Below are 23,699 nucleotides of genomic sequence, written 5' to 3'. Positions count from 1 at the left end.
GCTTTATTCCGCTACCGTTTCCGGATGTTGTTTAGATACTTTCTTAATGTAAATCATCAGACTGACAACCGCCGTAATAAATGCCAGTGCATCCGATACCGGCATACTAATCCAGATACCTTTCAATCCCCACCAGTTGGGAAAGAGTAGCAAGCAAGGCAAAAGATAAAGCAACTGCCGCGTCAGCGAAAGGAAAATACTTATTTTAGCCTTCCCGATACTTTGGAAGAAGTTACCAATCACAATCTGCGCCCCTACAAACGGGAACATCAATACAGCCAGCCGGATACCGTCTACGGCCAAATCAATCAATTCATCGCTATCCGTGAAAAGAGCCGACACAGCATGCGGGAAGAACTCGCAGATAATAAACCCGCTACTGGTAATCACAACCCCGGAGATAATCCCCAGTCGCAACGTCTGTTTCACGCGGTCTATCTTCTGCGCTCCGAAGTTATACCCCACGATAGGCTGCATACCCATCGTCAGACCTAACACAATCATCACATAAAGCGTCAGCAAACGGTTGATGATCCCATAAGCTCCAATCGCCATATCACCTCCGTAATTTTGCAGGCTGTTATTGATGATAATCACAATGGCACACGCACACACATTCATCAGGAAAGGAGACATACCAATGGCGAAGATACTCTCCACAATTCTCCGTTTCATCTTCCAGATATTCCCCTCAAAATGCACCGTACTGTCTTTCTTGACAAAGTGGCTCACCACCCACACCATACCGATCAACTGCGAAATCACCGTTGCCGTAGCAGCTCCCCTCATTCCCCATTCAAAGTGGAAAATAAAGATAGGAGCGAGGATAATGTTCGCCACCACCGTCACCATCGAAGTCAACATCGCCTTTTTCGGGTATCCGGTAGCACGCATCACGTTGTTCAACCCAATCATCGTATAAGTGATAGGAGTACCCAATAAGATCACCTGCATAAAGCTCCGCGCATAAGGAAGCGTCTCGTTACTGGCCCCGAAGAAAACCAATATATCATCCAGAAAGATGAAAGACAAAATACCAAAGAAGAACGAATTAGTGATACAGAGCATCAACGTGTGTGACAAGATTTCCGTAGCCCCCTTCATATCCTTTTGTCCCAGACGGATAGACGCCAGCGTAGAACCGCCCGCCGATACCAATGTACAGAAAGCCACCACCAGATTCATCAGCGGAAAGCTGATGGCCAGTCCGGCAATCGCCATCGGGCCTACGCCATGTCCGATGAAGATACTATCGATAATATTATAGATAGAAGTAATCGTCATTCCTATAATTGCAGGAATGGAATATTGTAACAGCAATTTGCCGATACTTTCTTTGCCTAAGATATGTGGGTCGTTCTTGCTCATGCGCTAGTAGATTTTGTTGGATAAAAACGTATGTTACGTTTTTTTTAGCTTTGCAAAGGTACGAATTATTTGCCTGATTCGATGATTATTCGGAACTTTGCAGCGATGGATACACAAGGTTTAACGTTTAGGTAAAAAGAAAGTTTATATATGAATACAACGAAAACGATTGCGGCACTCTTCGATTTTGATGGTGTCATTATGGATACAGAAACGCAGTACACAGTCTTCTGGGACGAGCAGGGACGGAAATATCTGAACGAAGAAGATTTCGGCCGCCGGATCAAGGGACAGACATTATTGCAAATCTATGAAAAGTATTTCTCGGACAAACCCGAAGCCCAGCTTGAAATAAGCGCTGAACTCTACGTTTACGAGCAAAAGATGTCCTACGAATATATCCCCGGAGTAGAAGCCTTTATAGCCGATCTTCGCCGTAACGGTGCAAAGATAGCCGTAGTCACCAGCTCCAACGAAGAGAAGATGGCCAACGTCTATAATGCCCACCCCGAATTTAAAGGAATGGTAGACCGCATTCTGACCGGAGAGATGTTTGCCCGTTCCAAACCGGCTCCCGACTGCTTCCTGCTCGGAATGGAAATCTTTGAAGCCACTCCCGAAAATACCTATGTCTTTGAAGATTCTTTCCACGGTCTGCAAGCCGGAATGACTTCCGGGGCAACAGTGATCGGACTTGCCACCACCAACTCACGTGAAGCTATTACCGGCAAAGCACATTATATAATAGACGACTTCACCGACATGACCTACGACAAGCTCCTGACTCTGCATCGTTAAGAGAAAGAATAAATCCGAAACGCATTATTGCACTTGATAAATTGCTTCCTTATATCGTTAAGGAGTTTTTATTATACCTCACAGAATCCTTTCAACCGCCTCCCCAGCTACCTAAGCGAGGCGTTTGAAAGGATTTTTTGCATTTCCTTCTCTGTTATGAATTAAATGTTATAACTTTGCCGCGATTTTTGAAGGCGCTTGGCGTCGTTTTAATATTTAATCATTAATTTTTAATTTAAAAAGACATGGCTGGTTATATATCGGATGATACAAGAAAGGTGACTACTCATCGCTTGGTTGAAATGAAACAGAGAGGTGAAAAAATATCTATGCTGACTGCATATGATTACACAATGGCGCAGATTGTAGACGGTGCAGGAATGGATGTAATTCTGGTAGGCGACTCTGCTTCTAATGTAATGGCAGGTAATGTGACTACACTACCTATCACACTCGACCAAATGATTTATCATGCTAAATCCGTGGTACGTGGTGTAAAGCGTGCGATGGTAGTGGTTGATATGCCTTTCGGATCCTATCAGGGCAACGAGATGGAAGGACTTGCTTCTGCCATCCGCATCATGAAAGAAAGCCACGCTGACGCTTTGAAGATGGAAGGTGGTGAAGAAATCATAGACACGGTGAAACGCATCGTATGCGCCGGCATTCCGGTAATGGGACACTTGGGACTCATGCCTCAATCCATCAATAAATACGGTACCTATACCGTGCGTGCCAAGGACGACGCCGAAGCCGAGAAGCTGATTCGCGACGCCCATCTATTGGAAGAAGCAGGCTGTTTTGCCATTGTACTCGAAAAGATTCCCGCAACCCTTGCCGAACGCGTAGCTTCCGAACTGACCATACCTATTATCGGTATCGGTGCCGGTGGACACGTAGACGGTCAAGTATTGGTGATTCAGGATATGCTTGGCATGAACAACGGATTCCGTCCCCGTTTCTTGCGTCGTTACGCTGACTTGTACACGGTGATGACCGATGCCATCAGCCGTTATGTTTCTGACGTGAAGAATTGCTACTTCCCCAACGAGAAGGAACAATATTAAATATAGTATATGGCAGTTAAATTGTGGACAGTTCATTTTATGCGGATATGTGTAGCTAATTTGCTGTTGTTTATATCCTTGTATGTGTTATTTCCGGTGCTTTCCGTAGAGATGGCCGACCGTCTCGGAGTGCCGGCTGCACAGACAGGAGTAATCTTTCTCTTTTTCACCTTGGGGATGTTCCTCATCGGTCCTTTCCATGCCTATCTGGTAGATGCATACAAGCGTAAATACGTGTGTATGTTTGCTGCCGCCCTGATGGTAGTGGCGACCATCGGATACGCCTTTGTCACCAACCTCACAGAACTGATTCTGTTGAGCACCGTGCAAGGGCTTGCCTTTGGCATAGGCACAACAGCCGGCATCACATTGGCCATCGACATCACCAACTCCACGCTGCGCAGTGCGGGAAACGTCAGTTTCTCCTGGATGGCACGTATGGGGATGATCGCAGGCATTATCCTCGGGGTATGGCTTTATCAAAGCCAATCCTTCCAAACCCTGCTCACTGTATCTGTCATAACCGGAGCTGTCGGAATCCTCATTTTATCAGGAGTCTACGTACCTTTCCGTGCGCCGATTGTCACCAAACTCTATTCCTTCGACCGCTTCTTATTGCTTCGTGGATGGGTTCCTGCCATCAATCTGATCCTGATAACCTTCATTCCGGGACTGCTGGTTCCCATGGTACACCCTTTCCTAAACGATTTCGTACTCGGAAACACAGGAATCCCCGTACCGTTCTTTGTAGGAACAGCCCTCGGATACATTGTTTCCCTGTTCTTTGCACGTCTGTTTTTCCTGAAAGAGAAAACCTTGCGACTGGTCATTATGGGAATCGGATTGGAAATGATAGCCATGTCTTTATTGAATACAGACATCTCCATAGGCATTTCCTCCGTACTCTTGGGATTGGGCTTAGGCTTTATCCTGCCGGAATTCCTGGTGATGTTTGTAAAGCTATCCCACCATTGCCAACGCGGAACAGCCAACACTACCCATCTGCTGGCAACCGAAATCGGCATTTCTCTGGGAATCGCTACCGCCTGCTACATGGAACTGGATACAGATAAGATGCTACATACCGGACAGATAGTAGCATCCATTGCTTTACTCTTCTTTGTATTGATTACCTATCCTTATTATATAAAGAAGAAAGTAAGATAGGAGAGTAGCCGGAATTAATTCCGGCTAACTTGTTTTACTCCCTTTATAGTACGTAATTTCTTGATAAGAGCCTCCAAACGTCCCGTATCACCCACCATGACCGTCAGTGTTCCGGAGAACAAACCGTCGTGCGAGTCAATACCGATGGAGCGCAGCGTGATACCATTCTCTTTGGATATAATAGAAGTGATATTAGTCACGATACCAATATCATCGTGTCCTACAACCCGCAGCGTGATAGGATATTGTGTACCCACCGATTTCCCCGCCCAACGAGCCTTCACAATACGATAACCGAAACGCTCACGCATCTGGTTGGCATTCGGACAATCCGCCCGGTGTATCTTGATACCACCGCTTACCGTAACGAAACCAAACACATCGTCCCCGTAAATCGGATTACAACATTTAGCCAACTTGAATTCCAACCCTTTCAGATTCTGGTCGATCACCAGTACATCTTCCTTAGACGTCGTTTCCTCCTGCGTAGCCTGCAAGTTATACCCTTCGGCACTGCGATACACAATTTCGTCGTGCGTATCACTGTCCCGTTTCTGTTGCTCTACGTATTTATCCAGAATCTCGTTAACGTCCAGTCCACCGTCGGCAATCCGCTGATAAAACTCCGTCACATTCTTGAAGCCCAATCGCTTGATGAGGCGCATCATGGTCGCTTCATCATATTCCAGCTTACGGTTCTTGAATTTCCGTTCCAGCGTCTCCTTGGCAAAAGCATGCTGGCGTGCCACCATCTCCTTGAGAGCCTGCCTTATCTTGGTGCGCGCTTTGGAAGTCGTCACGATGTTCAGCCAGTCCTGCTTCGGAGTCTGGGTGTTTGAAGTCATGATTTCCACTTGGTCGCCACTGTTCAGTTTCTGTTTAAGCTGTGCATTTTTGCCGTTCACTTTCGCGCCGATACACTTGCATCCCAACTTACTATGGATATGGAACGCAAAATCCAATACCGTAGCCCCCTTGCCGAGCTTGAACAAATCCCCCTTGGGCGTGAAGACAAACACTTCATCCTCGTAGAGATCCATTTTAAACTGATCCATCACTTTCAGCGAGTCGTTGTCCGCATTCTCCAACGCCTCCCGCACAGAAGTCAACCACTCGTCCAGACCCGTTTCACCCTTGATACCTTTATATCTCCAGTGAGCAGCCAAGCCGCGTTCCGCGATCTCGTCCATGCGGCGGGTACGTATCTGCACTTCCACCCATTTCCCTTCCGGGCCCATCACAGTGATGTGCAACGACTCGTAACCATTGCTTTTCGGAATAGAGAGCCAGTCGCGCAGACGCTTCGGGTTCGGCTGGTACATATCCGTAACAATCGAATAAACCTGCCAGCATTCCTGCTTCTCTTTAGCCGGATCCGGTTCCGAATCGAGGATGATACGGATGGCGAACAAGTCATAAATCCCCTCAAAAGACGTTTTCTGCTTCTGAATCTTGTTCCATATCGAATGAATCGACTTGGTTCGCCCCTTGATGTCGAACTTCAATCCTGCTTCCGACACCTTCTTCTGGATCGGCTCGATAAAAGCAGCGATATACTTGTCGCGGGAAGCCTTCGTCTCATTCAGCTTATCCTTGATAAAATAATACGTTTCCTTCTGCGTATATTTGAGAGACAAATCTTCCAGTTCCGATTTCAGCTTATACAGTCCCAGCTTGTGCGCCAGCGGAGCATACAGATATGCAGCTTCGTTCGCCACTTTGATCCGGTCCCCCTCGTTGCCCGTATCTTTGATTTTGCGCATCACGTTCACGCGGTCCGCAATCATTATCAGGATTACACGCATATCCTCCGCGAAAGAAAGCAGCAGATTACGGAAGTTTTCCGACTCGATAGCCGGACTCTTCGCATAAAGCTCGTTTGTTTTCACCAATCCCTTGATGATACTTGCCACGTCATCCCCATATTCGGCGTTCACCTCGTCGATAGACAAGACATGCCCTTTCACGATTTCGTGCAACATGATACCGATCAGGCACGAACCTTTCATACCGATTTCCTCGGCAACGATCACTGCCGTTTGTAAATCTCTGATGACGGGATTCATCCCGAAGTTATTGCGTTGCAGACCGTTACACTGGGCCGCTTTGATAAGATGTCTCTTTAACTTTAGGCAATCCTTCCAGGAAATACTATCTCCTGCGGAATGCAACAAATGCCGGTAGAGTGAAAAAAGCTCCTTTTTTTCCTCCGATGTAAAAAAGTCGTCCATATTCAATCTTGTTAATTCGATGTAAAATTACTTTTTTTCCCGGTTATTCGGCAAGAAGTAAATAACATTTTGTATTTTTGGGCATCAATTAATAAAATTAGATATTATGATAACGACACAGGACAAAGAGTTGCTTGCCAAGAAAGGCATTACGGAAAAGCAAATTGCAGAACAATTAGCATGCTTCCAGACGGGTTTCCCCTTTTTGAAACTGGATGCAGCCGCTTCCATCGAAAAAGGAATATTGGCTCCCGATGCAGAAGAACAGAAGGCTTATCTGGCCGCTTGGGATGCGTATACAAACACAGGTAAGACTGTTGTGAAGTTCGTGCCCGCTTCCGGTGCAGCGAGTCGTATGTTCAAGAACCTATTCGAGTTCCTGTCCGCCGACTATGACCGGCCGACTACCAAGTTCGAACAGGCATTCTTTGACGGAATCAAGGATTTTGCTTTCTATGACGATCTGAATGTAGCCTGCCAGCGTATCGACGGAAAAGATATTTCCGGACTGATCGAAGAAGGTAACTATAAAGCAGTGGTGTCCGCCCTGCTCGAAACTGCCGGACTGAATTATGGCGCATTGCCGAAAGGTCTGCTCAAATTCCATAAGTACCCTGAAGGTTCACGCACACCGATGGAAGAACATCTCGCCGAAGGAGCCATGTATGCTGCCGGAAAGAGCGGTAAAGTGAATGTGCACTTCACGGTATCTACCGAACATCGCGAACTTTTCAAGAAATTGGTAGCCGAAAAGGTAGACGAATTTTCCAAACGCTATGGAGTGGATTATTACATCACCTTCTCCGAACAGAAGCCGAGTACCGACACGATTGCCGCCGACATGGACAACCAACCTTTCCGCGACAACGGCAAACTGCTGTTCCGTCCCGGTGGCCACGGTGCACTGATTGAGAATCTGAACGACCTCGATGCAGATATTATCTTCATCAAGAACATCGACAATGTAGTGCCCGACAGACTGAAGGCCGACACCGTTACTTATAAGAAACTGATTGCCGGAGTGCTCGTGACTTTGCAAAAACAAGTATTCGAATATCTTACCCTGCTCGACAGCGGTAAATACACCCATGACCAGATGATGGAAATGCTTCAATTCCTGCAAAAGAAACTCTTCTGCAAGAATCCGGAGACGAAAGACCTCGAAGATTCCGTACTCGCCATCTACCTGAAAAACAAGTTCAACCGCCCGATGCGTGTCTGCGGAATGGTGAAGAACGTAGGCGAACCCGGTGGTGGCCCGTTCCTTGCTTACAACAGCGACGGAACCATCTCCCTGCAAATCCTCGAAAGCTCACAGATTGACATGGACGATCCGGAGAAGAAAGAAATGTTCGAGAAAGGCACACACTTCAATCCGGTAGACCTCGTATGTGCTGTGCGCGATTATAAAGGACATAAGTTCGACCTGGTGAAGTACGTAGATAAGGCAACAGGCTTCATCTCCTACAAATCGAAGAACGGCAAAGACCTGAAAGCTCTCGAACTTCCTGGCTTGTGGAACGGTGCGATGAGCGACTGGAATACCGTCTTTGTAGAAGTGCCACTTTCCACCTTCAACCCGGTAAAAACAGTGAACGACCTGTTGCGTGAGCAACATCAGTAATTTATTCACCACAGAGGACACAAAGGACACAGAGATTTTATAGAGCTTTTATAGAACTTTTTCACCGGATTAATGCAATTGATTCCATTACTTCCGGTCTTACCTTACCGAAAAAACTCTGTGTCCTTTGTGTCCTCTGTGGTGAAACTTAAAAAAGAGTGTTTAGAATGAATCAGATAGAGAAGATCATCGATATTGCTACTTGGAACAGAAGAGAACATTACGAACATTTCAGTGCTTTTGACGATCCGTTTTTCGGAGTAACCGTTCAGGTAGACTGTACGCGCGCGTATCAGGAAGCCAAAGCCAAAGGCATATCCTTTTCCCTGTTAGTCCTCCACCGGATAACGACAGCCGCTGCTGCGGTAGAAGAATTCCGTTACCGCATCGAAGGCGATAAGGTGGTGTGTTATGACAGCCTTCTGCCCGAAGCTACCGTAGGCCGTGCCGACCATACCTTTTCTTTTGCCGCCTTTGAATACGATCCGGACGAACTCGTCTTTATCCGTCGGGCAAAAGCAGAGATGGAACGTTTGCAAGCCACTACGGGACTCAACAAAGGAGGCACTTTCCATCCCAATGCCATACATTATTCGGCAGTGCCGTGGCTCTCATTCACCGACATGAAGCACCCCACCAATATGCGTTCGGGCGATAGTGTTCCCAAAATCTCCACCGGAAAGTACTTCCGCGACGGAGAAAGACTGATGATGCCCGTTTCCGTAACCTGCCATCATGGATTGATGGACGGCTATCATGTGGCACAGTTTATTGAGAAGCTCCATTTGTAACTTCCGTTCTGAAAAGACAAACCAGACTATTATATGAGAGTAAAGATACCCAGATGGGAAATTGCCGTAATCTGTTCCGCTTTGCTTTTTCCCGGCACTTCGCTTTGTGCGCAGGAGGTAGGGCAGGAAGAGAAAGAGATGAAGGAAATGCGGCAAGAGGTGAAACAGCTCCGGCAGGACGTCCGCCAACTTCGTGAAGAAGTGCGGAGATTGCAGGAAGAAATTCATGGCTTCCGGCACAACAGTTTCCCGCAATGCGGAGCCGACACCGTAGCTCCCTACGTTCCCCACCATTTCATTCACCGGTTGGGGATAGAGGCGCGGCCGCAATACGTGTTCCCCACCAATCCTTTCCTGCAAGGCGAGAACGAACGGTGGAAACCCATCCAGAGTTCATTTGCCGCTCATCTGAAATACTCTTTCAAGTTTCGTCCCAACACCTGTGCCGACCGCATCTATGGCGGAGCCTATCAAGGTTTCGGCTTGGCCTTCACCACCTTTGGCGATAAAAAGCAGCTGGGTGATCCTGTGACGTTCTATGTCTTTCAAGGTGCACGCATTGCCCGTTTCAATCCCCGCCTTTCGCTCAATTACGAGTGGAATTTCGGTATCTCTGCCGGATGGAAACCTTATGACAACGATTACAACTCTTACAACGGAGCCGTAGGCTCACGGGTGAATGCCTATCTCAACGCAGGTATCTACCTTAACTGGTCGCTTTCCCGTTATTTCGACTTTATCATCGGCGGAGACTTCACGCATTTCTCTAACGGCAACACCAAGTTTCCCAATGCAGGTGTCAACACCATCGGAGCGAAAATCGGACTGGTGTACAACTTCAACCGGGAAGAAGCCGACCTCACTAAATCATTGGTTCATCCCTACGTTCCCCGTTTTCCGCGGCACGTCAGTTATGACCTTGTGTTGTTCGGCTCGTGGCGCCGGAAAGGTGTCTATGTGGGCGAGAAACAGATTGCATCACCGGGCAGCTATCCCGTAGCGGGATTCAACTTTGCTCCGATGTACAATCTCAACTATAAGCTGCGCTTCGGAGTCTCGCTGGATGGTGTCTATGACGGTAGTGCTAATGTGTACACCGAAGATGCGCTGGTGGAGTACGATGGCGGCAGCGGTTCCTCCCGTCGTAAATTTCTCGTGCCGGGCATTCAGCATCAGCTTGCGTTGGGACTTTCCGGACGGGCAGAATACGTGATGCCGTTTTTTACTATCGGTGTCGGCTTGGGAACAAATGTGCTGGGGCGTGGCGATTTGCGCGGACTGTATCAGGTCTTTGCGTTGAAGATAGACGTCACCCGGAGTTCATTCCTTCACATCGGCTACAATCTTCAGGATTTCCAGACTCCTAATTATCTGATGCTCGGTCTTGGTTTCCGTTTTAATAATAAATATCCTAAAGTACGTCATTAACCCCCAATACGCCATTCCCCCAAATGGAAAATATCATTCGTAAAATCAGGCAAATCTATCCGGTTTCCGACGAAGCACTTCAAGCGCTTCAGGCGAATATGGAATTAAGGTATTATCCCAAAGATACCTATATTGTTCAGGCAGGAGTGACAGACCGCTTGGTTTATTTCATTGAAGAGGGCATTGCCCGTTCTATATTCCATCACAACGGAGAGGACACCACTACGTGGTTCAGTCAGGAGGGTGACGTTACGTTCGGCATGGATTCGCTCTACTATCAGCAACCATCGATAGAAAGCGTTGAAACGCTTTCCGCTTGCAAAATCTACGTTATCCACATCGACAAGCTGAATGCCCTCTACGAAACGTATATCGACATAGCCAACTGGGGAAGAATCCTGCATCAGAATGTAAACAAGGAGCTTAGCCACATGTTTGTGGAACGCCTCCAACTTTCGCCCAAAGAACGCTACGAACAGTTCAACCGCCGCTATCCCGGACTGATAAACCGGGTGAAGCTGAAATATGTGGCTGCTTTTTTGGGCATTTCCATCTATACCCTTAGCCGGGTGCGCGCTAAAAAATAGCGATTAGCAGGGCTTTTTTGCTTTAGAGCAAAGAAACTTCGTAGCGCAAACCGTATCTTTGTCCTCTGAAAATACTAACTTACTAATAGAAAAACAAATGTCGAACATTTCTGCTTCAGCCTTTTCAGACACCAAGGCGCATTATGATCTTCTTGACGGACTTCGCGGTGTGGCGGCTCTTATGGTGATCTGGTATCATGTATTCGAGGGCTTCGCTTTTGCCAGTAATAGTGCTATTGAAACTTTGAATCACGGATATTTGGCCGTGGATTTCTTTTTTATCCTTTCGGGTTTTGTGATCGGTTACGCTTACGACGACCGTTGGGGTAAGAGTCTCACTATGAAAGATTTCTTTAAACGCCGGTTGATACGTCTTCATCCCATGGTTGTTCTGGGGGCTGTTCTGGGAGCTATCACGTTCTGCATTCAGGGCTCTGTGCAATGGGATGGAACACACGTTGCCATATCCATGGTGATGTTGTCTCTTCTTTGCACGATATTTTTCATTCCTGCCATGCCGGGGGCGGGCTATGAGGTTCGCGGCAATGGCGAGATGTTCCCGCTGAACGGGCCGTGTTGGTCGTTGTTTTTCGAGTATATAGGCAATATCCTTTATGCGTTGTTCATTCGCCGTCTGTCTAATAAGGCGTTGACTGTGATGGTGGTATTGTTGGGAGTGGCGTTGACGTCATTCGCCATCTTCGATGTCTCCGGTTATGGAAACATGGGGGTAGGATGGACGCTGGATGGCGTAAACTTCTTGGGCGGATCATTGAGAATGCTTTTCCCTTTCTCTTTGGGTATGCTTTTATCCCGCAACTTCAAACCTGTGAAAGTGAAAGGTGCTTTCTGGATATGTACCCTTGTATTGATTGCCCTGTTTTCCGTTCCTTATTTGGAGGGCGCAGAGCCGGTTTGTACGAACGGTGTGTATGAAGCGTTTTGCATTGTCGTAGCTTTCCCTATCCTTGTGTGGCTGGGTGCGTCGGGAAGTACGACGGATAAGCGGTCAACGCAGATATGTAAGTTCTTGGGAGATATATCTTATCCGATCTACGTGATACACTATCCGTTGATGTATCTGTTCTATGCATGGCTGATTAAGAATCAACTCTATACGCTGGGCGAGACTTGGCAGGTAGCTTTATGTGTTTACGCATTATGCATTGTACTGGCTTATCTAAGCTTGAAATTCTATGATGAACCTTTGCGTAAGTATTTGGCAAAGCGTTTCTTGAGCAAGAAACGATAGGTAGTAGTTTTTTTATAGAGAAAGTTCCGTTTTGTTGCAAGACAAAACGGGACTTTTATTTTTCTGATATGTATTCCTGTTTTCCTCCGAGGAGGTACTAATTGTAATAAGTCGATTTTATAGCTTTTCTATTTCTTCTTTTGAAAGTCCGGTGCCTTTGGCAATCATTTCAGTAGTAAATCCCATTTCTTTGAATTTACGAGCGGTCTCGATAAGAACTTCTTGCCGTCCTTCCCGTCGACCTTTCTGTATCCCTTCTTGCAGTCCTTTCTGTATTCCTTTCTTTTCAGCAAAGTCCAACGTATTAAAATAATCGTTGTAAATTTTCCATTCTTCCTCGTACTGCGCTCTTTCTTCCTGGGTCATATTCGCTTTGGAAGCCAACTTCTCCAGTCGTTCAAAAACTGCTTTGCGAGCCTTGAAAGGCATTCTGTCAAGTGTGTCCATATGCTTTAATATATAAATCCAGCGTTCAAAATCGTTTTCACATTCATCCTCTTCTTTGTTGAAGTTCGGCAGTTCGATAAAGATTTGCCGGAACTTGTTGTTGAAGAGCTTCCCAGTATCCCTGTCAGAAAGTATAATATCCGTTCTGATTTTAGCGGGCATATCCTTGTCCATCACGAAATTCATGAAGAACACTCCATACACTGCATCCAACTGGAAGTCCCAAACACCTTTTTTTGCTTGCTGCGTGATGGCTCGTGAGAGATAGAAGAGGGCACGGTCTTTAAAATAAGGCTGTTCCCGGTTCTGCATTTCTACGATAATGCGTTCGCCCGTGTCGGTTACGCAATATATGTCGTAGATAATACCTCGCTCTGTTTTTACTTCCGGCTGCTGTTCGTTGTTGAGGAACTGGATGTCGGTGATTATGTGCTCTCCTACGAGCAAATCATTCAAGAAGTCAATTAATAACTCCTTTTCTACCTCTCTGCCGAATAAAAACTTAAAGCCAAAATCGGTAAAGGGATTGATAAATCTTCCCATTGTATGTTGTGTCTCAATTACAAAACAAAGATAGCGCTTTTTTGTTGAATATGGTCAAGGAGAAGGATAAAATAATCCAAAAGGTGACTATTGTCCGGCTTCTACTTTTCCATCATCCGGCATGTTGACAGTTACAGTATATACATACTCTGTGTCCTTTTTCGTTTCAAATTAAATTTCCGTTACCTACGAAGTAACGTCTTATTTGTCAGGAGATTGCTTTCCCTCTTGACCGCTTCACAAAATCAATAATCTTTCCGCAGATAAGTAGACACCGTGTTCCAACTGCATCCATGTTCCCGTAGACTGTTCTCAAAACGCTTCAACCATTTGGGCGTCAGTTGCCGAAACGGCATCTTGTCCGAACCCAGAAAAGTGCGGATTGCATTCAAACTGCTTCGGTACACATGTCGACCGCACAGGGCAGCCCAAAGACACCCGTACCGAATGGCAGAAGCACTCACTGCGCGTATTGGTTCTCACGTTGTTGCGGGATTACCCGGATTGCAGGGTGTGCGGCCATCGTGATCTTAGTCCCGACCTGAACGGAAATGGTGAAATAGAGCCGGAAGAATGGGTGAAATCGTGTCCCTGTTTTGAGGTAAAAGCCGAATTCGGGTCGCCGGAGAAAGACATAATTATATAAAGTAGGTATGTAGAAATTTTTTTGGACGATGAATCCGGAGTCATTCAAAAGTGTAGTCCCGTTTCAGAGTGTGCGTATGCACTTTCTGGAACGGGATTCGCATAATAACGAAGATAAACTGATATTTTTCGGAAAGTGAGTGAAAATCATTTCTTTTTTTGATGTTTTTACTCAAAATACCAAAAATAAATCATAGATTTGCGAAGTTTATCAATATCACAAATAAAACAACAAGAAAATATGGAAGCACTAAAGTTCCGTAAAGCCATTTTGCTGGTAAGTCTATGCCTTTGGACTCTCACCGTTTTTCCTCAAGTGAAAGAAGATACCATTTTCCAGAGTGATTATCTGCTAATACTTAATACCTATACATCGGATGCTCCTTGGAGTAATGCCATCATTTCCCCTGTTCTGCAATGGCTGAACATGGAAAGAAAAACAGAGGTATATGTGGAAAACATGAATATGCTGATGATTGATGACACCTTGAAACTGGCGGACCTCAAAACGAATATCTTTGCCAAATATGGAAAGAAGAAACCTAAAGCCGTATTGCTGTTGGGCAACTCGATGATGCTCTTCCGCAATGAGATGCGTGAAGCATGGGGGGATGTTCCCCTCATTTTGTGCGGGGAAGAGAGTTACATGGGTCCCGATGACTGCTACATCAAAAAATATCCGGTAGTACCGTCCGAACAGGTTCCGCTTACCAACTTCACCGAAGAGTATAATCTCACACTGCTCCAGACCCGTGTGTTTATTGAGGAAAATGTGAAGCTGCTGCAACATATGATTCCCGGTATGAAGAAGATTATCCTGATCGGAGACGGACGTTATGTGAATCAGCAACTCAATACTGACATGAAACAGTTATTGCAGAAGGCATATCCGGAGCTGGAATATGATTTCTATTCGGCTGCAAACATGACTACGGACAGTTTGCTGTTGAAACTGAACAAAGTGGACAGTGCTACCACGGGAGTACTTCTTTCATCCTGGTTCACCCGTCAGGTGGTAGCCGGAAATGTGCAGTTGCAAGCTAATTCATTCCAGGTAATCTCCAATAGTGTGACTCCGATATTTGCACTTAAAAACTCTCTGGTCGTAAATAGCGGAATGATAGGAGGGTTTATGTATTCACAAACGGATTTCAACGAGCAGTTGCTCAAAACACTCTCCGCTGTACTGTCGGGAGTTGCTCCGCGCACTATCCCGTTTTACATTCCGAAGGGAGAAAATATATTCAATTATCCCGCTTTGTTGCAACGGAATTTCTCGCCGGACAGTTGTCCGTCCGGTTCTGTCTTTTTCAACCGTCCGCAAACTGTATGGCAGCAGTATGGCTATTTATTCATAGCCATTATCGCTTTCTTTGTTATTCTCTTTGTGGTGCTTTATCAATATATAAGAATAAAAGCGTTAGGCAGGGTGCGTGAAGCCCAACAGACGCAATTGGAAACGGCACAAGAGTTGTCGGATTTGTTTGATAATATGCCTATCATCTATGCCCGTGAACGTCTGATACGTGATGATGAGGGCGAAATCGTTGATATGGAAATCTGTTCCATAAACAAGCATTTCCTGAAACAGTATGAATCTAAAGTGGATGTAATCGGCAAGCGGGCCAGTGAATTGTTTGGAACAAACTTCCTTGCCTCTATAAACTATGTGAAGATTCTGGATAAGGGAAAACGTCCGATCACGTATTCATTTTATACCCCACAGACCAATAAGCATCAGGAAATCGTGCTGGCTCTTAGCTCGAAGAAAGATTACATAGATGTGTTTGGTGTGGACAGCACGGATTTGTATCACACCCAGCAAAAACTGAACGCCACAAACCAGAAGTTGATTATGGCTCTCGAAGTGGCCGACATCATTCCTTGGAAGTGGGATCTGGAACGGAGGATGATTCTTTGCGACATAAATCGTCCTATCGAATTGAGCACCGAAGAACAGGATGTTACCGAAGAGCAACTTTCTGTGCCGGATGCACAGTACTTTGCAAAAATATTCAGGGAAGACCGGCCACGCATCGAGAAGGCTTATCAGGATTTGATAACCGGAACTATCAAGAAGGTGAAAGAAGAATACCGGGTGGTTACCCGCACGGCTACGGGACTGCAAACGGACTGGGTGGAAGCACAGGCAACTGTTGCCACCCGTGACGAAAACGGTCGCCCGCTGACGTTGGTAGGTTCTTCATTGGTGATTACCGCCCGCAAGGCTTTGGAAGAGGAATTGGTAAGTGCCAAGGACCGTGCCGAGGAATCGAATCGCCTGAAGAGTGCCTTCCTTGCCAATATGAGCCACGAGATACGCACGCCGCTGAATGCGATTGTCGGTTTCTCCGGACTATTACCTACCGTAGAGGAACCGGAAGAAAAAGAAGAGTATATTACGATCATCGAAAACAACAACAAGCTGCTGTTGCAACTGGTGGGCGACATCCTCGACTTGTCCAAAATAGAATCGGGCACACTTGAGTTTGCTTACCTGCCCAAGCATTTGAGCGAGATTTTGCGGGGTATAAAATGCTCACTGCAAGCCCGAACGGAAGAAAAAGGGCTGGCTTTCAGCCTGATGGAGCCTATGCCGGATTGTTGTATTGAAACAGATGGCAACCGGTTGAACCAAGTGATTACGAATCTTATCACCAATGCAATCAAATTCACCGATAAAGGCGGTAGCATCACTTTCGGATATACACTGGAGAAAGAAGAGAATATGTTGCGCTTTTATGTGACCGACACGGGCTGTGGCATACAGGAGGACAAACTGGGAACGGTGTTCAACCGCTTTGTGAAGCTCAACAGTTTTGCGCAAGGCACAGGACTCGGACTTTCAATCTGCCAGATGATTGTGGAGCACATGGGAGGGAAAATAGGTGTGGAATCGGAGTACGGAAAGGGTTCTACTTTCTGGTTTACGCTGCCTTATCATCCTGTAAAAAAGATGCAGTCGCAGGAACCGAAGTTCGACATGATGCACGTGCATCGCGATGATATCAGTATTTTGATTGCCGAAGATAACGAGAGTAATTATAAATTGTTCGAGAATATCTTGCACAAGGATTTCAATATTATCCATGCCTGGAATGGTCAGGAGGCTGTCGATTTGTTCAAGGAGAAGCATCCGCATATTGTATTGATGGACATCAATATGCCTATAATGAACGGATACGAAGCAACGAAAGAGATACGCAAACTATCTGCCGAAATTCCTATCATCGCTATCACGGCTTATGCTTATGCTTCGGATGAGCAGCGTATTCTTAGCGAAGGGTTCGACGGCTATGCTTCCAAACCGATCAATGCTAATGTGCTAAAAAACAAACTTTTTGAAATTATAAACAAGCGGATGGTGTTCTTCTAAAGAATAAGATGGTGATGAATCGATAGATATTCTCTGAAAAAGTGAGGCGTGTGTCAATAAGTGGTAATCACTAACTTTCGACACACGCCTCGTTTTTTATCTTCTCTATGATTCCTCTAGTTTTCTATGATTCTTTGGATTTTAATAAACCTCTACTTTCCCGGCAATTCTCTTTGCCTTATCACGCAGGGCATCCAAATCGGCATTCAGCGGAGCATAGCAAAGCACTACTCCCATACGGCGGTTGACGCGGGTAAACGGTTTGCCGAATATACGGAGGTAGGTGTCTTCTTCTTTCGTCACTTCTTCCAGTCCGCGATATTGAGGGCGTTCCTGACTGGCAATCGGGGAAAGGATCACAGCGCTTGCACCTATCCGTTCTTGTTTGATGCCGGGAATGGGCAGGCCGAGCACGGCACGTAAGTGGAGTTCGAACTCATTCAGGTTTTGTGTGCCCGCCAGTGTCACCATACCTGTGTCATGCGGACGCGGGGAAAGCTCGGAGAAATAGACTCCGTTTTCGTGGCTTAGGAAGAACTCAACTCCCCAAAGTCCTGCGCCTGTCAGTGCACGGGTTACTTTCTCGGCCATCTCTTCCGCTTCTTTTAAATGGGCGGGATCGATGTGTGCAGGTTGGAAACTTTCACGATAGTCGCCACCTTTCTGCACGTGTCCGATGGGAGGGCAGAAGAGGGTAGGACCGTTCTTTTGAGTAACGGTGAGCAGGGTGATTTCGCTGTCGAACTTGATAAATTCTTCAATGATAAGTTCGCGAATATCGCCACGGCTGCCGCTGCATCCGTATTCCCAAGCGTGTTCGAGTTCGTCGGCACTCTTCACGAGCGATTGTCCTTTGCCGGAAGAAGACATCAACGGCTTAACGACACAAGGGAAACCGATTTTATCGGCAGCTTCTTTCAGTTCTTCCAAGGTTTTGGCATAGAAATATTTGGCCGTTTTTAATCCGAGTTCTTTAGCGGCAAGGTCGCGGATGGCTTTGCGGTTCATGGTGAAGTTCACGGCACGGGCACTGGGAACTACCTGAATGCCTTCTTTTTCGAAGTCGTATAAACGTTCTGTACGGATTGCTTCAATCTCCGGAACGATAATGTCCGGGCGGTGTTTCTTCACCACGCGTTCCAGTTCTTCACCGTTCAACATGTCGAATATTTCAAATTCATCGGCCACTTGCATAGCCGGTGCTCCCGCATAGGAGTCACATGCAATGATGTGCTGGCCTTTACGTTGAGCTGAAATTACAAATTCTTTTCCTAGTTCGCCGGAACCGAGTAATAGTATTTTCTTCATCATTTTGAGTGTTTTATATTAAGTGGTGCAAAATTACAGCAAAAAAATGAGATAATAATTGTATAGAGCGTTATTATATTGCTCTTTTATATAAATCGGGAAGTTTATAAAGATGGATGTGGGTCTTAACGCAGGAATACGGAATATGAAAGAATGAATAGTAGGAAAACAGGGAGTCTGACTTTAAACTTTCTTAAGGAAAGCATGGAAAAACCGTCTTTTCTGTGTTCGAACACAAAACTAGTTGCCTTTGCTACTATTTTCTGTTCTGGCTAATTCATTGATTTTAAACAGGGAGATAGGAAACTGGAGGAGATAATTTAGTTTATTGATAGTTTATTAGTGCTAAACTTGTTTTGCTTTTAATTTATAGCAGAAAACCGCCGGAATTGGTTAATCTGTAGTCTTTGTAGGTCTAATAAGTGTTATCGAACGACAAATAATGAAAAAGGAAGCACAACGACACGGAATTGTTTCTACATTTGCGCAGTTGTTTCTTTAACTATTTCTAAGGACAGAAGTTTATCGAATATAGAAAATAGTTGAACAAAAACTGAACTCAACTGTTTACTATAATAATGAAAATAGGTAAAACGCGAAAAATGTTCATTCCTTGTCATATTATAAAGTCAAAGGGAGAGAAAAGAATAATATAAATAAATTGAGATTGCTTATGTCACAGATTATCGGACATATCTCGCAGGTGATCGGCCCTGTGGTCGATGTGTACTTTGAGGGTACGGATGCAGAATTGGTGCTGCCAAGCATCCACGACGCGCTGGAGATAAAGAGGCCAAACGGCAAAATACTGGTTGTAGAAGTTCAGCAACATATCGGCGAAAATACGGTGCGTACCGTAGCGATGGATAGTACTGACGGACTTCAGAGAGGCATGAAAGTGTATCCCACCGGAGGCCCGATCACGATGCCGATTGGCGAACAGATTAAAGGAAGACTGATGAACGTAGTCGGTGATTCAATCGACGGTATGAAAGGACTCGACCGTAAAGGTGCATATTCTATTCACCGAGAACCCCCTAAGTTTGAGGATTTGACAACTGTGCAAGAGGTGCTCTTCACAGGTATCAAGGTGATCGACCTGCTCGAACCGTATGCCAAAGGTGGTAAGATCGGTTTGTTCGGCGGCGCCGGTGTAGGAAAGACTGTATTGATTCAGGAACTTATCAATAATATCGCCAAGAAACATAACGGATTCTCTGTATTTGCCGGAGTAGGTGAACGTACCCGTGAAGGTAACGACTTGCTGCGCGAAATGATTGAATCCGGTGTAATCCGTTACGGCGAGGCATTCAAGGAAGGAATGGAGAAAGGTCACTGGGATCTTTCGAAAGTGGATTATAACGAACTGGAGAAATCGCAAGTGTCTCTGATTTTCGGTCAGATGAACGAGCCTCCGGGCGCACGTGCTTCTGTGGCATTGTCCGGACTGACAGTGGCGGAATCTTTCCGCGACGCAGGAAAAGAAGGTGAGAAACGCGATATTCTGTTCTTTATTGATAATATCTTCCGTTTCACACAAGCAGGTTCGGAAGTGTCCGCCCTTTTAGGACGTATGCCATCCGCCGTTGGTTACCAGCCTACGCTGGCTACGGAAATGGGTGCGATGCAGGAACGTATCACGTCTACCCGCAAAGGTTCTATCACTTCCGTACAGGCGGTGTATGTGCCTGCCGATGACTTGACCGACCCAGCTCCTGCAACGACTTTCAGCCACTTGGACGCCACTACCGTACTTGATCGTAAGATTACGGAGCTGGGTATTTATCCGGCTGTAGACCCGTTGGCTTCTACGTCACGTATCCTCGATCCGCACATTGTTGGTCAGGAGCACTACGACGTAGCGCAGCAAGTGAAACAAATTCTGCAACGTAACAAGGAATTGCAGGACATTATTTCCATCCTCGGTATGGAAGAGCTTTCGGAAGAAGACAAGATGGTAGTGAACCGCGCCCGCCGTGTGCAGCGTTTCCTTTCGCAACCGTTTGCCGTAGCCGAACAGTTTACAGGCGTTCCGGGCGTGATGGTGGGCATCGAAGACACTATCAAGGGATTCAAGATGATTCTGGAAGGAGAAGTGGATTATCTTCCCGAACAGGCTTTCTTGAATGTCGGAACCATTGAGGAGGCAATAGAGAAAGGTAAGAAATTGCTGGAACAGGCAAAAAAATAAAAAGATAGCATGATGAAAGAACTGCATTTGAGTATAGTATCGCCCGAAAAGAGCATATTCGACGGAAATGTGAAGATTGTCACATTGCCGGGAATGATCGGTTCGTTTTCTATTCTCCCCGGGCATGCGCCCATTGTTTCGTCGTTGAAAGAGGGAACGTTGAGTTACACGACGATGGACGGAGAAGAGCACACGATGGATATTCAGGGCGGTTTTGTCGAAATGAGTGACGGTACGGTTTCCGCGTGTGTTTCCTGACGGAAGTTCCCCACCGGCACAAAGACTAAATATCAAAAGTGTGAAAAAAACGAGATTATAACTTTACAGAAAAACACAGTAACATGGTGAATATAAGTAAAACTAAACGGAATTTTATTTTTTTGCATACCTTATTTGCAGTAATAAGTGCGGCACTCGGAGCTGTCATTCTACACTTCGCTTTGCCAGGACATTATTTCGGAGGGTATCCGTTTATTCCGGTCTATTTTTACTTCTTTGGTCTGTTTAGCATCTATATGTTCGACGCTTGCCGCCGACATGCTCCACAGAGATTGTTACTGTTGTATCTGGCAATAAAGATGATAAAAATGATTCTATCGCTGATTCTGGTATTGATTTATTGTCTTGCCGTTCGCGAAGAAGCCAGAGCCTTTCTGCTGACGTTTATCTCGTTCTATTTGATATATCTGATATTCGAAACCTGGTTCTTCTTCTCTTTTGAGTTGAATCAGAAACGGAAAAAGAAAAATAAGAAGAAAAATGAAACAGTTGCATAACATAGTAGCTCCGTTAATTCTGTTCTGCCTCATGGCAGTGGTCAGCTTGCCGGTTCCTGCACAGGAGCAGGAGGGGGAAGCGGTGTCACAACAGACGCAGGACGAGATTACTCCGAAAGAGGAACAGGAGAACACGGTGGATGTGAAAGAAATTGTGTTCGGTCATATCGGAGACTCCTACGAATGGCATATCACAACGTGGGGTAACACGCACATTACTATATCATTACCTATCATTGTTTATAGTAGTACTACAGGTTGGCACACGTTCCTTTCTTCCCGTCTCGAAGAGAATGGAGGTACTTATGAAGGACTTTCCATCGCTCCCGAAGGAAGCAAGTACGAGGGCAAACTGGTAGAGTATAATGCGGCAGGCGAACAGGTTCGCCCGTGGGATATTTCCATCACAAAAGTGACGTTTGCTTTGCTGTTCAACAGCGTGTTGTTGCTCGTTATCGTATTGAGCGTGTCACACTGGTACAGAAAACGCCCGCAAGGAGCGAAAGCGCCGGGAGGATTTATCGGATTCATGGAGATGTTTATCATGATGGTGAACGATGATATTATCAAGAGTTGTGTAGGACCCAACTACCGGAAGTTTGCACCGTATTTGCTGACAGCGTTCTTTTTCATCTTTATCAATAACATGATGGGATTGATTCCGTTCTTTCCCGGAGGGGCGAACGTGACGGGAAATATCGCTATCACTATGGTGCTTGCAGTCTGCACGTTTCTGGCAGTGAATATCTTCGGTACGAAACATTATTGGAAGGATATTTTCTGGCCCGATGTGCCCTGGTGGTTGAAAGTGCCTATACCGATGATGCCGTTCATCGAGTTCTTCGGAATCTTTACGAAACCGTTTGCTTTGATGATCCGTCTTTTTGCCAATATGCTGGCAGGACACATGGCGATGCTGGTGCTCACCTGCCTGATCTTTATCTCGGCAAGCATGGGGCCTGCACTGAACGGCACGCTGACGGTGGCATCCGTATTGTTCAACATCTTTATGAATGCGCTTGAGTTGTTGGTTGCTTTCATCCAAGCTTACGTATTTACGATGTTGTCGGCAGTGTTTATCGGACTGGCACAGGAAGGTGCCAAAGTGAAAACAGAAGAAGATTGAAATGAAACGCGGTGAAAACGTCGATAAAAAAGATACGGAATAGGCGCGCGGAATGAATGATTAAATAATAAACAAGAGAAAATATAAACCATTTTAAAACTGAAAATTATGTTACTATCAGTATTGTTACAAGCCACTGCAGCAGCAGTAGGAGTTAGTAAATTAGGTGCAGCTATCGGTGCAGGTCTTGCAGTAATCGGAGCTGGTTTGGGTATTGGTAAGATCGGTGGTTCGGCAATGGAAGCAATCGCACGCCAGCCGGAAGCATCAGGGGACATCCGTATGAATATGATTATCGCTGCCGCCTTGATTGAAGGTGTGGCTTTGTTGGCGGTAGTAGTTTGTCTGTTGGTGTTCTTCCTCTAATCAGGCATATAACAAGCGAATTTCGCAGGCGTGAGCCATGTTTCAAATCATGATCAGCCGCGAAATCGTAAATTGTAAATCGTAAAATCGTAAATAAAGATTATGTCATTACTATTACCTGATAGTGGCCTGCTGTTCTGGATGTTTCTCTCATTCGGGATTGTGTTCGTGATATTGGCGAAATACGGCTTCCCCGTCATCATCAAGATGGTGGAGGGTCGCAAGACTTATATCGACCAGTCTTTGGAGGTGGCGAGAGAAGCTAATGCCCAGTTGTCTAAACTGAAAGAAGAAGGCGACGCATTGGTGGCAGCTGCCAACAAAGAACAAGGACGCATCTTGAGGGAAGCAATGGAAGAACGTGACAAGATTGTTCACGAGGCCCGTAAACAAGCCGAAATTGCCGCACAAAAAGAACTGGATGCGGTGAAACAACAAATCCAGATAGAGAAAGACGAAGCCATCCGCGACATCCGTCGCCAGGTAGCCGTGCTTTCTGTGGACATCGCCGAGAAAGTGCTCCGCAAGAGTCTTGAGGACAAGGAAGCACAGATGGGTATGATCGACCGTATGCTGGATGAAGTACTAACCCCGAATAAGAACTAAGG

19 protein-coding genes and 2 pseudogenes are annotated in these 23,699 nt (G+C 45.9%); 16 read left to right on the top strand and 5 right to left on the bottom strand.

Going from position 1 to position 23,699, the window contains the following annotated elements:
* Positions 1-3: 3 nt before the first annotated feature.
* Positions 4-1,368, bottom strand: coding sequence for an MATE family efflux transporter (locus AB3G73_RS05660; protein WP_148366937.1), 1,365 nt, complete (start codon positions 1,366-1,368; stop codon positions 4-6).
* A 150-nt stretch (positions 1,369-1,518) separates the two neighbouring features.
* Between AB3G73_RS05660 and AB3G73_RS05655 the strand changes: the two genes are divergently transcribed.
* The 3 genes from AB3G73_RS05655 to AB3G73_RS05645 all read left to right on the top strand — a co-directional run bounded on the left by AB3G73_RS05655 (position 1,519) and on the right by AB3G73_RS05645 (position 4,400).
* Positions 1,519-2,166 carry an HAD family phosphatase gene (locus AB3G73_RS05655; RefSeq protein WP_298045457.1) on the top strand — a complete coding sequence of 216 codons (648 nt, stop codon included), beginning with the start codon at positions 1,519-1,521 and terminating at the stop codon, positions 2,164-2,166.
* Between the two features lie 245 nt (positions 2,167-2,411).
* A complete protein-coding gene (panB, locus tag AB3G73_RS05650) occupies positions 2,412-3,233 on the top strand; it encodes a 3-methyl-2-oxobutanoate hydroxymethyltransferase (RefSeq protein ID WP_148366935.1) in 822 nt (273 codons plus the stop codon).
* A 9-nt stretch (positions 3,234-3,242) separates the two neighbouring features.
* Positions 3,243-4,400 (top strand): MFS transporter, encoded by a 1,158-nt coding sequence (locus AB3G73_RS05645; RefSeq protein ID WP_367743534.1) that lies wholly within the window; start codon positions 3,243-3,245, stop codon positions 4,398-4,400.
* Between the two features lie 14 nt (positions 4,401-4,414).
* On the opposite strand, the gene AB3G73_RS05640 is transcribed toward AB3G73_RS05645, so the two are convergent.
* Positions 4,415-6,631 (bottom strand): bifunctional (p)ppGpp synthetase/guanosine-3',5'-bis(diphosphate) 3'-pyrophosphohydrolase, encoded by a 2,217-nt coding sequence (locus AB3G73_RS05640; protein ID WP_367743532.1) that lies wholly within the window; start codon positions 6,629-6,631, stop codon positions 4,415-4,417.
* Positions 6,632-6,737: 106 nt separating this feature from the next.
* On the opposite strand from AB3G73_RS05640, the gene AB3G73_RS05635 reads away from it, so the two are divergent.
* The 5 genes from AB3G73_RS05635 (at position 6,738) to AB3G73_RS05615 (ending at position 12,313) form a co-directional block, all read left to right on the top strand.
* The gene (locus tag AB3G73_RS05635; RefSeq protein WP_367743529.1) at positions 6,738-8,255 is read left to right on the top strand and encodes a DUF4301 family protein; all 1,518 of its coding nucleotides are present in this window, start codon (positions 6,738-6,740) and stop codon (positions 8,253-8,255) included.
* Positions 8,256-8,422: 167 nt separating this feature from the next.
* Positions 8,423-9,046, top strand: a complete 624-nt coding sequence (locus AB3G73_RS05630; protein ID WP_217723226.1) for a chloramphenicol acetyltransferase — start codon at positions 8,423-8,425, stop codon at positions 9,044-9,046.
* Between the two features lie 33 nt (positions 9,047-9,079).
* Entirely contained in the window at positions 9,080-10,474 is a 1,395-nt protein-coding gene (locus AB3G73_RS05625; RefSeq protein WP_367743525.1) for an acyloxyacyl hydrolase, read from the top strand.
* A 23-nt stretch (positions 10,475-10,497) separates the two neighbouring features.
* Complete coding sequence (locus AB3G73_RS05620; RefSeq protein ID WP_148366929.1) at positions 10,498-11,061, top strand: Crp/Fnr family transcriptional regulator; 564 nt, start codon at positions 10,498-10,500, stop codon at positions 11,059-11,061.
* A gap of 97 nt (positions 11,062-11,158) precedes the next feature.
* Positions 11,159-12,313, top strand: coding sequence for an acyltransferase (locus AB3G73_RS05615; RefSeq protein WP_074557004.1), 1,155 nt, complete (start codon positions 11,159-11,161; stop codon positions 12,311-12,313).
* Positions 12,314-12,430: 117 nt separating this feature from the next.
* Here the strand turns inward: AB3G73_RS05615 and AB3G73_RS05610 are convergent, their stop codons facing one another.
* Both AB3G73_RS05610 and AB3G73_RS05605 read right to left on the bottom strand, forming a co-directional pair.
* Positions 12,431-13,303, bottom strand: a complete 873-nt coding sequence (locus AB3G73_RS05610; RefSeq protein ID WP_074557003.1) for an Rpn family recombination-promoting nuclease/putative transposase — start codon at positions 13,301-13,303, stop codon at positions 12,431-12,433.
* A gap of 257 nt (positions 13,304-13,560) precedes the next feature.
* Positions 13,561-13,713, bottom strand: a pseudogene (locus tag AB3G73_RS05605) (phage integrase SAM-like domain-containing protein); the annotation flags it as partial.
* 11 nt (positions 13,714-13,724) lie between these two features.
* Between AB3G73_RS05605 and AB3G73_RS05600 the strand changes: the two are divergent.
* A pseudogene (locus AB3G73_RS05600) lies at positions 13,725-13,949 on the top strand (N-acetylmuramoyl-L-alanine amidase); the annotation flags it as partial.
* Between the two features lie 240 nt (positions 13,950-14,189).
* A complete protein-coding gene (locus AB3G73_RS05595) occupies positions 14,190-17,324 on the top strand; it encodes an ATP-binding protein (RefSeq protein ID WP_367743520.1) in 3,135 nt (1,044 codons plus the stop codon).
* Positions 17,325-17,465: 141 nt separating this feature from the next.
* On the opposite strand, the gene purT is transcribed toward AB3G73_RS05595, so the two are convergent.
* A complete protein-coding gene (purT, locus tag AB3G73_RS05590) occupies positions 17,466-18,632 on the bottom strand; it encodes a formate-dependent phosphoribosylglycinamide formyltransferase (RefSeq protein ID WP_217723261.1) in 1,167 nt (388 codons plus the stop codon).
* A 673-nt stretch (positions 18,633-19,305) separates the two neighbouring features.
* Between purT and atpD the strand changes: the two genes are divergently transcribed.
* The 6 genes from atpD (at position 19,306) to atpF (ending at position 23,697) form a co-directional block, all read left to right on the top strand.
* Positions 19,306-20,823, top strand: coding sequence for a F0F1 ATP synthase subunit beta (atpD, locus tag AB3G73_RS05585; RefSeq protein WP_074557001.1), 1,518 nt, complete (start codon positions 19,306-19,308; stop codon positions 20,821-20,823).
* A 12-nt stretch (positions 20,824-20,835) separates the two neighbouring features.
* Positions 20,836-21,081 carry an ATP synthase F1 subunit epsilon gene (gene atpC, locus AB3G73_RS05580; protein ID WP_074557056.1) on the top strand — a complete coding sequence of 82 codons (246 nt, stop codon included), beginning with the start codon at positions 20,836-20,838 and terminating at the stop codon, positions 21,079-21,081.
* Between the two features lie 83 nt (positions 21,082-21,164).
* Positions 21,165-21,599 carry a hypothetical protein gene (locus AB3G73_RS05575; protein WP_074557000.1) on the top strand — a complete coding sequence of 145 codons (435 nt, stop codon included), beginning with the start codon at positions 21,165-21,167 and terminating at the stop codon, positions 21,597-21,599.
* Complete coding sequence (gene atpB / locus AB3G73_RS05570; protein ID WP_367743511.1) at positions 21,583-22,725, top strand: F0F1 ATP synthase subunit A; 1,143 nt, start codon at positions 21,583-21,585, stop codon at positions 22,723-22,725. The genes AB3G73_RS05575 and atpB overlap by 17 nt, the downstream gene beginning before the upstream one ends.
* 108 nt (positions 22,726-22,833) lie before the next feature.
* Positions 22,834-23,091 carry an ATP synthase F0 subunit C gene (gene atpE, locus AB3G73_RS05565; RefSeq protein ID WP_004295758.1) on the top strand — a complete coding sequence of 86 codons (258 nt, stop codon included), beginning with the start codon at positions 22,834-22,836 and terminating at the stop codon, positions 23,089-23,091.
* A 102-nt stretch (positions 23,092-23,193) separates the two neighbouring features.
* A complete protein-coding gene (atpF, locus tag AB3G73_RS05560; protein WP_004295759.1) occupies positions 23,194-23,697 on the top strand; it encodes a F0F1 ATP synthase subunit B in 504 nt (167 codons plus the stop codon).
* Positions 23,698-23,699: the final 2 nt, after the last annotated feature.

Source organism: Bacteroides sp. L008, assembly GCF_040812255.1.
In the GTDB taxonomy this organism is placed as follows: domain Bacteria; phylum Bacteroidota; class Bacteroidia; order Bacteroidales; family Bacteroidaceae; genus Bacteroides; species Bacteroides vicugnae.
This window is presented reverse-complemented; position numbering and strand designations above follow the sequence as displayed.